Raw genomic sequence first — 11,146 nt, forward strand, 5'->3', positions numbered from 1 at the left:
CCCCTGGTCAAAATTCAATCGGCACAGCTGGTCAATATTCCATCGGCGCCAACAGGCTTGAGTTCATCCGCGCTCGGGAAGATGCTGACCTCGGGATCGGGCGCGCGTTCCTCCGGGTACAGCTCATACAAATTCTTGGCATGTGGATAGCGCTGAAGCCTGGCCACAAGGTTGTTGTGAACCTCAACTGGCAAGCGGATCTGAATCCGATGGGCCGACAAGATGCACCCAGGAAGTGCCTTGCCAGCTTGGTTGACGGCGATGCTCAGATCCAGTTCGATCACGCCCCGCACAACATCTATATAGGAGAGGCCGTCCGGTCGAGGAGCCGCCCCAAGCTCGAGCAAGGGCGCAACTTCTGCAGAAAGTCCCGTGCGCAGAACTGCGAGTCCAACCATCCCCTTGAGGGTGTCTCGCTTCAGCTCCCCGGCAATCGCATTGGCGGCCAACTGAAACTGGGATTGCGGCAGGAGGCGGTGGTCCAATGCGCCAGCGACATGGGAAGCCTTCGTGTTGAGTGCGGAGCACAGCACCTGCGAACGAATCCGCTCGGTTGCTGTTTGAGGCGGCCTCGGCGTGTTTCCCCCGTACATGCGGACCACGTCGCGCCAATATCGCCTAAGCGTGTAGAGGCAGTTGACTGACGTATCGCCCTCAGGAACGTTTTCCCAAAGCAGGTGATGCAACTGCTCCTCTGAAAGCGGATCGAAGCTGTTCAATTGAACGAGGTCTTTCGCAAGACTGTCTGATACTGGCTTCTTGAGGTGCAAGGCACGCAGAACCGCACACGCGGCGAGAACCAAAACTGCCTCGTTGGTGCAGTCGCTGAACCCCAGGCTTGCAAACGCGACCCAGGCAGGATGCTTGGACTTCTTGCCGTCGAGCCGAGAAGGTGAGGAGCCGTGGGAGGAATCGAAGGTACCTATCAGGCTGTCTCGAAACCCCTCCGCGTCCCTCAGCAGAGCAGGGATCCGTGGGTCTGGATCTTTCAGAAGCACCATGACAAGTTGCAGTCCACCAAATAACGTCCGGACTACTTCGAGGGTGCAAGGGGCATCGTGGGGCGCCTTCAGGTACTGGACCAGTCTTTCGTGAAGATCGTTGGTGTTGGCGCTTGCGGTTGTGATCAGTCCTGCAGTCGAGCTGCTCGTAATGTCCCGCAAGGGTGAGGGCCTTGAGTGAAGCTCGGTGTTCATTGGCTTCCCTCCATTTGAAAGAGGCACATAAATATGGGCGTGGCCGGAACACATCTGTCGTGTGTTGCTGTCCCTTTTGACGCGTCCGCTTGAGCCTCGAAAGGACAGACGTGCTTCCATGAATGCGCGTGGTTGTGCTCAGCAGTTGGCTCGGCGTGTGATCTTGAGAAGCGATGGGATGTGCTCATGGGGTTGATGCCTCAGGTGGAAGTACCGTCCAGTACCGTCCTCAAAAGTTTCGACAGGCGCTTTGAAAACTTTAGGAGAACTTAAACTGACCGCGAGGTGATATCACTTACACCCAAAGTTAGGGTTCGGGCGAGGCCGAATCTAGTTGAGGCTTCTTTTATGAAGTCATCGCTTTTGGGTGTGACTTCATGAGTGCGGCATACGCTTCCAGAACGTTGAGCGTTTGGCAGCAGTCCAGTGGATGAAGCGTGGCGACTTGGTCGCATGCCTAAAGGCAACGCATGTTCGACTGTGTCGACGGTTGTGACCCGTTTGTGAACTCTTGCTTCGCCTTGCTTGTACGGCGGCCAGAGTCGCACGCTCGCCTTGTTCGCCAAAGGCAAGCGGACCGATCAATGGAGAAGAGCTTCAACGGTGCGCCGGGTGACACGAGGGTCCACCCATGCTTTTCCTGCCGCTGACGAACTGGTAGGCCTTTCGAGATCCACCTAATGAGGACGGCGAAGGCATTTCGAGTGCAGTTTTGGCTGGCTCGCTTCGGGTAGAGTTAGTCCCATCGCCACTACCCAACAGTCACAAGTTACTCTGCTAGACTGTGGTCTCTTAGGTGGAAGTTTGGCGCACCAAGATGACAGAAGATGCGGGTTGGTGTTCCATGTATCCAACCGTTGTCAGATGTGGATTCTTAGGTATCGCCGTAAGTGGTTGTTTTGGATTAGGTTTTTCTTTTGCAGTGTTTCCATCAACGATTGAGGCCTACTGAATTCGTTGAATGCCAATGCGTGTACACAGCAGAAAGTCCCGTCTCATAACCCAAAGGTCGCAAGTTCAAATCTTGCCCGCGCAACCAACCAGATCAAGCATTCGCTTGGCAACGAAGCCCTCGGAAACGAGGGCTTTTTTGTTTCTTGCTGCAGAGCGTGCCACGGGTTGGTCGGCAGCTGCCCGATGCGGCGGGCGCCGGATGGTGAGCTCACCTCACGTTCACAGTTGGCCGGTCTCCCGGTACCGGTCGCGCATCTTGCTGTCGACGGCGGCGTTGAAGGAGATCGGTGCGAGCAGCGTGGTCACCACGCCCATCAGCACCAGCACCGAAAACATCCCTTGGCCGATGAAGCCGCGCTCCAGTGCAATGCTGGCGACCACCAGTTCCATCGCGCCACGTCCGTTCAGAATGAAGCCCAGCCCCAGTGCTTCCCGATGGGACATGCCGATGGCCCTTCCACCGAGCCAGCCGGCCAGCACTTTGGAGAGGATGGCAGCGCCCAGCACCGCGGCGACGAAGGCAACATCGCTCAACGCGGACATCTGGAACTCCAACCCGAGGTAGGCGAAGAACACGGGGGCGAGGAAGCCTCCGGTGATCGAACTGATCGTGCGACGGAGCTCGGCGTAGCGTGCTGGCATGAAATGGCGTTTGTCCAGCAGCAAGGCCCCGAAGAACGCACCGATCACGAAGTGAAAGCCCAGGCTTTCGCTGAGCGATCCGAAAGCCAGCACGAAAACGATGACGATGCCGAACACGGCTTCGGGCCCGAACAGTGCGGCCAATTTTTCCGGTCCCGCTGCGACGTCAATGCCGCGGCGATCCATCACATTGAGCAGCGCGTTCAAGCCGAGCACGGCCAGTGTCAACACCAGCAACTTGAGTGTGACCAGGCCGCCGGTCGACAGGATGGCGGCCCAGCTCGTCTGGGCGGGCAGCGCCAACAGCACGCCCAGAATGAACAAGGCCAGGATGTCGTTGATCACAGCGGTCGAGACCGCGTAACGGCCGATCGCGGTCTGGAGCAAGCCCATCTCGTCGAGCATCTTCACCGCAACGGGCATCGCTGTGATCGAGATGCACAAGCCCAGGAAGATGATGCGCATCGTGTCCTGGTCGAAAGCCCACGCGACCGCCGCGCCAGCGCAGAAAGGGAGACAGAAGGCGACCATGGCGATGATGAGGCCACGCCCGCGCATCGCGGCCTGAACGTCCTTGAAGCTCATTTCCAGGCCAGCGTCCAGCACCACCAGGAAAATCGCCAGAGACGCGATGCCGGAGAGGGCGGGATTGGGCTCGACAAACCCCAGAACCGCTGGCCCGAGCAGGATGCCCGCCAGCATCTCGCCGACGATCGCTGGCTGGCCCCAGCGGGTGAACAGGTGCCCCAGCACGCGCGCGAGCACGATCAGTGTCAGCAAGCTCGTCAGTATCTGCATGGTGGTCCCTGGGTGGCGTGTGCGGTCGCGCTCAAGTGTCGCTCACCTAGCCGTTGTTTCCGACCCCGGGTGTGGCTGGCCCTGGCTGATCAAGAAACCCGCGGGGATGCTGCCGCGCGCTGTGTGCCGCAGAGTCCCTGCGTGGGCCTGCCACCGGCCCGCAGCGGCTAACCCACCCCGGGTTGGTCGCGCAGCGTGACGCCCTCGGCATCCTTCACGGTGACGCGCACGGGAATGGCCTGGCGCACGCTTTGGGTGACGGTGCAGAAGTCCTCGAACTGCGCCAGGGCACGGTCGAGGTGCTCCAGCGAGCCCGCCGCCACCCCGAGTGTGATGGTGGCGTGGATGCCCAGGATCCGCAGCCTGTTGTCTGTGTTTCGCCCCACCTCGGCCTGCACGTCGCAGCGCAAGGGATCGGGCGCCTGCTTGAACTTGCGCAGTGCAAACAGCAGCGAATCGCTGAGACAGTTGCCCACCGATGCGCACAGCAACTGGGCGGGCGAGGGACCCGCGCCCTGGCCCAGCGGTGCAGGCTCGTCGGCAATCAATGCCGGGATGTCGTCGCCGAAGCGGATCTCGAAACGGTAGTCGGCCTGCTGCTGCAGCGAAACGGTGGTGGTGGTCATGGTGTCGTCTGGGGTGGGTGTGGGCTTGCTCAGAGCGCGTTGAGTGGAATCTTGAGGTAGGCCACGCCGTTGTCCTCCTTGGGCGGCAGTTCACCGGCGCGGATGTTGACCTGCACCGACGGCAGGATCAGCGTGGGCATCTCCAGCGTGGCTTCGCGCTTCGTGCGCATGGCCACGAACTCGTCTTCGCTCACGCCGTCGTGCACGTGGATGTTCTTCGCGCGTTGTTCGGCCACCGTCGTCTCGAAGGCCACCGGCCGGTCGGCGGGCGGGTAGTCGTGGCACATGAAGAGCCGCGTCTCGGGCGGCAGGCTCAGCAGCTTGCGGGTGGAGGCGTAGAGTGCACGGGCGTCGCCGCCGGGGAAGTCGCAGCGTGCTGTGCCCACGTCGGGCATGAACAGCGTGTCGCCCACGAACACCGCGTCCCCGAAACGGTAGGCCGCGCAGGCTGGGGTGTGGCCGGGCACGAACATCACTTCACCCGACAAGGCACCCAGCGGGATGGCCTCACCTTCCTGGAACAGGTGGTCGAACTGCGAGCCGTCCTGCTTGAAGCCGGGCTCCAGGTTGAAGACCCCTTTGAAGACCTTCTGCACCTGGGTGATGTTGCCGCCGATGCCGATCTGTCCACTCAGCCGGGCTTTCAAGTACGGCGCGGCCGAGAGGTGGTCGGCGTGCGCGTGGGTTTCCAGGATCCATTTCACCTTCAAGTCGTTGTCGCGCACGTAGGCGATCACCTGGTCGGCCGAAGCGTGCTGCGTGCGGCCCGATTTCGGGTCGTAGTCGAGCACCGAATCGATGATGGCCGCTTCGCTGCCCGGGCCGTTGTGAACCACGTAGGTCACGGTCCAGGTGGCGGGATCGAACAGGCCGTGCACCTGGGGCGGGGTGTTGGTGGTGGACAGGGTTGTCATGAAAGCCTCCTTTAAATAAGCTGATAACAATATATTGACAAACATAATGTATGTCAATATATTCTCACCATTCAACAAGGTTGCGCTGCGCAGCCTCAACGATCGAGAAGGAAACATCGATGAAAAACGCTGTGATGGACCTCAAAGACATGCAGTCGGCTGCGGACCGGGCCTGCCGCCTGATGAAGGTGCTGTCCAACCCGGACCGGTTGTTGATCCTGTGCCAGCTCTCTCAGGGTGAACGCCGCGTGGGCGAGCTGGAAGCGTTGCTCGGCATCGTGCAACCCACCTTGTCGCAGCAGCTCACCGTGCTGCGCGACGAGGACCTGGTCAGCACGCGCCGCGAAGGCAAGAACATCCATTACGCGCTGACCAGCCCGCGGGCGCTGGCCGTGATGCAGGTGCTGTACGACCAATTTTGTGTTTCCGAGAAGGAGTGAGTCATGACGATCGATTGGGCCAATTTCACGCCATGGGCTTCGCTGTCCGGCGGCATCCTGCTGGGCGCGGCCTCGGCGTTCTTCATCCTGGTCAGTGGCCGGGTGCTGGGCATCAGCGGCATCCTGGGGGGGCTGCTGCCGCCCAAGGTGGGCGACGCCGGTTGGCGCATCGCCTTCCTGCTGGGCATGCTGGCCGCGCCGCTGGTGTACGGCCTGCTGGCACCCGCCGGATTCGTCAAGGCGCCCACCATCGACGCGGGTTTTGCCACCATCGTGGCCGCCGGCTTGCTGGTGGGGCTGGGCACGCGTTACGGCTCGGGCTGCACCAGCGGTCACGGCGTGTGTGGTCTCTCGCGCCTGTCGCCGCGTTCCCTGGTGGCCACACTGGCCTTCATGGGCGCGGGCTTTGCCATGGTCTTCGTGCTTCGCCACGTTCTTTGAGGAACCACCCATGAACCGCATCACCGAATTTTTTGTGGGCCTGCTCTTTGGTCTGGGCCTGTTGCTCTCCGGCATGACCGACCCGGCCAAGGTGCTGGGCTTCCTGGACCTGTTCGGCACCTGGGACCCGTCGCTGGCCTTCGTCATGGGGGGCGCCATCGCCGTGGGCTTCTTCGCTTTTGCATTGGCGCGCAAGCGCACCACCAACTTCCTTGGTGGCGCCTTGCACCTCCCCAAGGCCACCCAGATCGACCAGCGCCTGGTGCTCGGCGGTCTGACCTTTGGCGCGGGCTGGGGTCTGGCCGGTTTCTGTCCCGGCCCGGGCATCGTGTCCATGGCCTCGGGTGAGGTGAAGGCCGCGGTGTTCGTGGCGGCCATGCTCGTGGGCATGGTGCTGTACGAGGTGGCCGAGCGCACCTGGCACCGCCCACAAGCCGCGCATTGAAGCACCCGCCATGACCACACTCTGGCGCTGGCTGCCCTCGCTCCCCGTGCTGCAGTGGGGCCGCCAGTACAACCGCGACACGCTGCTCGGCGATGGCGTGGCGGCGCTCATCGTCACCGTCATGCTGATCCCGCAGAGCCTGGCTTACGCCATGCTCGCCGGCCTGCCGCCCGAGGTGGGCCTGTACGCGAGCGTGGCCCCGCTGCTGCTCTACGCCGTGTTCGGCACCAGCCGCGTGCTCGCCGTGGGCCCGGTGGCGGTGGTCTCGCTCATGACGGCCGCGGCCATCGGCCAGCACGCCGTGGCCGGCACGCCCGAATACTGGGCGGTGGCGATCACGCTGGCCTTTCTCTCGGGCGCCCTGTTGCTGCTCATGGGGGTGTTGCGGCTCGGTTTCCTCGCCAATTTTTTGAGTCACCCGGTCATCTCGGGCTTCATCTCGGCCTCGGGCTTGCTGATTGCGGCCAGCCAGCTCAAGACCCTGATGGGCGTGAAGGCCGAAGGCCACAACCTGCTCGAACTCGGCCAGTCGCTGATCGCGCAGCTGGGCCGCACCCACTTGCTCACGCTGGCCATCGGTGTGTCCACCGTGGCGTTTCTGTTCTGGGTGCGCAGCGGCCTCAAGCCCTTGCTGGTGCGCATCGGCTTTCAAGCCCGCGCGGCCGACGTGATCGCCAAGACCGGGCCGGTGGCGGCCATCGTGGTCACGGCTTTGCTCACCTGGGCCCTGCAGTGGCAGGGCCAGGGCGTGAAGATCGTGGGCACGGTGCCGCAGGGCCTGCCCCCGCTGACCTTGCCGCTGTTCGATCTGGGCCTGTGGCAATCGCTGCTGGTGCCCGCGCTGCTCATCAGCGTGGTGGGGTTTGTGGAGTCGGTGTCGGTCGGCCAGACGCTGGCGGCCAAGCGGCGCCAGCGCATCGAGCCAGACCAGGAACTCGTGGCGCTGGGCGCGAGCAACCTGGGCGCGGCTTTCACCGGCGGCTTCCCGGTCACCGGTGGGTTCGCGCGCTCGGTGGTCAATTTCGACGCGGGAGCGCAGACCCCTGCGGCCGGCGTGTTCACGGCCATCGGCATCACGCTGGCCTCGCTCTTTCTCACGCCCGCGTTGTATTACCTGCCGCAGGCCACGCTGGCGGCCACCATCGTGGTGGCTGTGCTCTCGCTGGTGGATGTCAGCATCTTTCGCAAGACCTGGGCCTACTCCAAGGCCGACTTTGCTGCTGTGCTCGCCACCCTGCTGGTCACGCTGCTGCAAGGTGTGGAGCTCGGTCTGGTGGTGGGGGTGGCGGTGTCGCTGGCGCTGTACCTGCACCGCACCAGCCGCCCGCACATCGCCGAAGTGGGGCGGGTGCCGGGCACCGAACATTTCCGCAATGTGTTGCGCCACGCGGTGGTGGTGAGCCCGCAGGTGCTCGGTTTGCGGGTGGACGAGAGCCTGTACTTCGCCAACTCGCGTGCGCTCGAAGACCGCATCAACGACGCCGTGGCTTCCCGCCCTGCGCTCAAACACGTGGTGCTGCAATGCTCGGCCATCAACGACATCGACGCCAGTGCGCTGGAGAGCCTCGAAACCATCAACCACCGCCTGCGCGAGGCTGGCGTGCAACTGCACCTGAGTGAAGTGAAGGGGCCGGTGATGGACCGGCTGCGGCGCACCCACCTGCTGCAAGACCTCGGCGGTCGGGTGTTCCTGACGCACTTCCAGGCCATTGATCAACTCGCTCCCGAGGTGGCTCACGCGTAAACTCGCCCGTCAACTCTAAGGAACACCGCCATGGGCGCGCAGTGGAAAGCAAAACACAAGGATCTGGCGGCCAACGCCAAGGGCAGGCTGTTCGGCAAGCTGGCCAAGGACATCATGATCGCCGCGCGCCACGGTGCCGATCCGGCGGCCAACTCGCGGTTGCGGCTGGTCGTGGAGCAGGCGCGCAAGGTCTCCATGCCCAAGGAGACACTGGACCGCGCGATCAAGAAAGGCGCCGGTCTCACGGGCGAAACCGTTCATTTCGAACATGTGATGTACGAAGGCTTTGCACCGCACCGCGTGCCGGTCATGGTCGAGTGCCTGACCGACAACGTGAACCGCGCGGCGTCCGACATGCGGGTGCTGTTCCGCAAAGGTCAGCTCGGTACCTCGGGTTCGGTCTCCTGGGACTTTGACCACCTGGGCATCATCGAGGCAGAGGCCGCCGCGAAGGGCGCCGACCCGGAGCTGGCCGCCATCGAAGCCGGCGCGCAGGACTTTCATCCCGCCGACGACGAGGGCGTGGTGGTGTTCCTCACCGACCCCACCGACCTCGACCTCGTGAGCCGGGCGTTGCCGGCGCAGGGTTTCACCGTGCTGTCGGCCAAGCTGGGTTACAAGCCCAAGAACCCGATCGACCCAGGCAGCCTGAGCGCCGAGCACCTGGAAGAGGTGGAGGCGTTTCTCGCGGCGCTGGACGCCAACGAAGACGTGCAGAACGTGTTTGCCGGTCTGGGAGCCTGATCCATGAACACCCGTCACATCGAACAGGCCGACGAGCCCGTGCCCGGCCAGTCCTCGCCGCTCCTCTACAACCTCGTGTACTGCAGCCGTGCCACCGAGGGCGTGGACGCGGCCGCGGTGAACCAGATCATCGAAACCTCGCGGCGGTACAACCCGGCGCGCAGCATCACCGGCCTGCTGGTGTTCGGCAGCGGCATTTTCTTTCAGTGGCTCGAAGGTCCGCGCGACAGCGTGCTGGCCCTTCTGGCGCTGCTCAAGAAAGATCCCCGGCACCACACCGTGGTGCTGCTGACCTCGGGCGAAGAAGTGCGTGAGCGCTTGTTTCCCGACTGGGACATGGAGCTGGTCACAGCGGATGCCGTGCGCGACGTGCTGGTGGATGCTTTGGAAAGCGCCCAGGACCCGAAGAACGCCGAATCGTTGCGCGAGCTGCTGCAGCAGCTCGACGAGGGCCTGCTTGGCGGGCCCTCCCAGGACTGAGTTCCGTCAGCCCCGCAGCAGCGCCTCGTAGTCCCGACGCGTCGCGGGAGCCACCGAGGCCACCAGCTGCGCGTGAGGCGTCTGGTGGCGCATCAGCGTGCGGGCGGACGCCGTGGCCAGCGACCGGCAAAACCAGTGGCAGGTGTGCTGCATCAGCAGCAGTTCGGCCGACATGGTGTAGGCCTTGTCGCGCGGCGAGCGGTTGAGATGGTTGCCGGCAGCGTCGGCCAGACCTCTTGCATGAATGCGGAAGGCCTCGCGAACGTCGAAGGTGGCCTTGGGGAACAGGCGGTCGGCAAAGGGCAGCGCCACGCCCAGCTGGCTCACCCGGGTCTGCGCTTCGTCGAGCCGGGAGAACTCGACCGCAAAACTGCCGAACTGCTGCGCCACCGAGCGCTCGGCCGCGTCCAGCATGTTCAAGATCTGCTCGCGCCGTTCGGGGTCTTCTTCGCCCAACGCGCGCAAGTACCCCTGCGTGAGCGTCTCCATCAGGGCCTCGATCTGGTATTTGCCCAGAAAGCTGCCCAGCAGGGCAATGCGGCGGCGTTGCTCGCCTGCGCGCAGAAGCCACACCCCCGAGACCACCAGCATCACCAGAATCAGCGCATCCATCGAAAGTCCATCACCCATCGGTTGCCCCGGCGGGGCGTTGTTGTGGCCATTCCCGAGTGGCCCGGCGGGCCGATGGGGAGGACAGAGTGTAGTGACGCCATCCGCCCCCCTTGGTGCGAGAATGCAAAGCCCGGCAGCCGGGGCTGGCGATTCGCCACGCCGTTGCTGCCACACTCCTGGGAACCTTCGAGTCTCACTGCCCATGCTGCGTTCCCTTCCCTACATCTTGCTCATTGCTGCGGGCATCGCTGCGTGCCTGCTCGCCTTCTCGTGGCTGATGTCGGTGATGTTCGGGCGCCACCTCGGGGTTGGCGAGCTGGCCGTGGCCTGTGTGCTGCTGCTGGGTGCAACGGGTGGTGCGGTGAGCGTGTGGCGCAGCCGCAGCCGCCGCAAGATCGAGGACATGCGCGACTCCGCGCTCTGGTGAGCGGCTGAGCGGCTGAGCGGTCGGGCGCTGTGGCGGTGTCCACGCATCTCGACACCAGCGCCCGGTCGGCACACACAATTCAGACACACACACGGCGCACACTCAACGGCCTTGCTGGTTGGAGGTCGTCATGGTTGCGCAGATTCGTGTGGGGTTGTCGGTGGCGTTGATGCTGCTGTTGTCGGGGCCGGTTCACGCCGACGCATTGCAGTGCCGCGGCGGCACGGTGCAAGAGGGCGACACGCGCGCATCGTTGCTGCAGAAGTGCGGCCCTCCCCAACTGCAGGACAGCTTCTGCGCGCCGGTGTTCCAGAACAAATCGCTGGTGCCCACGCCGCCGGGGAGCAGCGCAGCCCCCTGCGAGCAGATCGACGACTGGACCTACGACCGCAGCCCCGGCCGGCCATCGACCACGGTGCGCCTGCGTGCCGGCGCCGTGCAATCCATTCGGCCCCAGAACCCGCCGCGTTGAACGCGGCGGCCCCGCGTGTTCAGGCCTGGATGCGGAAGCTGCCCACCATGTCGGCCAGGCGCCTGGCTTGTTCGCGCAGGCTCTCGGCCGCCGCCGCACTTTCTTCCACCAACGCTGCGTTTTGCTGGGTCATCTGGTCCAGGCGTCCCACGGCGATGTTGACCTCGCCGATGCCCTGACTCTGCTCGCTGGCCGATGCGGTGATGTCGCC

The 11,146-nt window shown here is 63.9% G+C and carries 13 protein-coding genes and 1 pseudogene; 8 read left to right on the forward strand and 6 right to left on the reverse strand.

Annotation, left to right across the window (positions count from 1 at the left end; all coding sequences use genetic code 11):
* Positions 1-14: 14 nt before the first annotated feature.
* From Q1W68_RS07080 to Q1W68_RS07095, 4 genes are all read right to left on the reverse strand, one after another.
* The gene (locus Q1W68_RS07080; protein WP_300651000.1) at positions 15-1,196 is read right to left on the reverse strand and encodes a hypothetical protein; all 1,182 of its coding nucleotides are present in this window, start codon (positions 1,194-1,196) and stop codon (positions 15-17) included.
* 1,173 nt (positions 1,197-2,369) lie between these two features.
* Complete coding sequence (locus tag Q1W68_RS07085; RefSeq protein WP_300650998.1) at positions 2,370-3,590, reverse strand: cation:proton antiporter; 1,221 nt, start codon at positions 3,588-3,590, stop codon at positions 2,370-2,372.
* 167 nt (positions 3,591-3,757) lie between these two features.
* Positions 3,758-4,216, reverse strand: coding sequence for an OsmC family protein (locus Q1W68_RS07090; protein WP_300715970.1), 459 nt, complete (start codon positions 4,214-4,216; stop codon positions 3,758-3,760).
* A 29-nt stretch (positions 4,217-4,245) separates the two neighbouring features.
* The gene (locus Q1W68_RS07095) at positions 4,246-5,130 is read right to left on the reverse strand and encodes an MBL fold metallo-hydrolase (RefSeq protein ID WP_300715971.1); all 885 of its coding nucleotides are present in this window, start codon (positions 5,128-5,130) and stop codon (positions 4,246-4,248) included.
* 119 nt (positions 5,131-5,249) lie between these two features.
* Between Q1W68_RS07095 and Q1W68_RS07100 the strand changes: the two genes are divergently transcribed.
* The 6 genes from Q1W68_RS07100 to Q1W68_RS07125 are packed head-to-tail and all read left to right on the forward strand — an operon-like array spanning position 5,250 to position 9,424.
* The gene (locus Q1W68_RS07100; protein ID WP_300650991.1) at positions 5,250-5,570 is read left to right on the forward strand and encodes a metalloregulator ArsR/SmtB family transcription factor; all 321 of its coding nucleotides are present in this window, start codon (positions 5,250-5,252) and stop codon (positions 5,568-5,570) included.
* Positions 5,571-5,573: 3 nt separating this feature from the next.
* A complete protein-coding gene (locus Q1W68_RS07105) occupies positions 5,574-6,011 on the forward strand; it encodes a YeeE/YedE family protein (RefSeq protein WP_300650988.1) in 438 nt (145 codons plus the stop codon).
* A gap of 10 nt (positions 6,012-6,021) precedes the next feature.
* Positions 6,022-6,456, forward strand: a complete 435-nt coding sequence (locus Q1W68_RS07110; protein WP_300650985.1) for a YeeE/YedE family protein — start codon at positions 6,022-6,024, stop codon at positions 6,454-6,456.
* Between the two features lie 10 nt (positions 6,457-6,466).
* On the forward strand, positions 6,467-8,200 hold the full coding sequence (sulP, locus tag Q1W68_RS07115) for a sulfate permease (RefSeq protein ID WP_300650983.1): 1,734 nt from the start codon (positions 6,467-6,469) through the stop codon (positions 8,198-8,200).
* A 30-nt stretch (positions 8,201-8,230) separates the two neighbouring features.
* Entirely contained in the window at positions 8,231-8,944 is a 714-nt protein-coding gene (locus Q1W68_RS07120; RefSeq protein WP_300650980.1) for a YebC/PmpR family DNA-binding transcriptional regulator, read from the forward strand.
* 3 nt (positions 8,945-8,947) lie between these two features.
* Entirely contained in the window at positions 8,948-9,424 is a 477-nt protein-coding gene (locus Q1W68_RS07125) for a BLUF domain-containing protein (protein ID WP_300650977.1), read from the forward strand.
* A gap of 6 nt (positions 9,425-9,430) precedes the next feature.
* On the opposite strand, the gene Q1W68_RS07130 is transcribed toward Q1W68_RS07125, so the two are convergent.
* Entirely contained in the window at positions 9,431-10,036 is a 606-nt protein-coding gene (locus Q1W68_RS07130; RefSeq protein WP_300650975.1) for a hypothetical protein, read from the reverse strand.
* Between the two features lie 202 nt (positions 10,037-10,238).
* On the opposite strand from Q1W68_RS07130, the gene Q1W68_RS07135 reads away from it, so the two are divergent.
* On the forward strand, positions 10,239-10,463 hold the full coding sequence (locus Q1W68_RS07135) for a hypothetical protein (RefSeq protein ID WP_300650972.1): 225 nt from the start codon (positions 10,239-10,241) through the stop codon (positions 10,461-10,463).
* Between the two features lie 130 nt (positions 10,464-10,593).
* Positions 10,594-10,935 carry a DUF2845 domain-containing protein gene (locus Q1W68_RS07140; protein WP_300650969.1) on the forward strand — a complete coding sequence of 114 codons (342 nt, stop codon included), beginning with the start codon at positions 10,594-10,596 and terminating at the stop codon, positions 10,933-10,935.
* 19 nt (positions 10,936-10,954) lie between these two features.
* Here the strand turns inward: Q1W68_RS07140 and Q1W68_RS07145 are convergent.
* Positions 10,955-11,146: pseudogene (locus Q1W68_RS07145) on the reverse strand (hypothetical protein); the annotation flags it as partial.

It is taken from the genome of Hydrogenophaga sp. (assembly GCF_030158645.1).
Taxonomy (GTDB): domain Bacteria; phylum Pseudomonadota; class Gammaproteobacteria; order Burkholderiales; family Burkholderiaceae_C; genus Hydrogenophaga.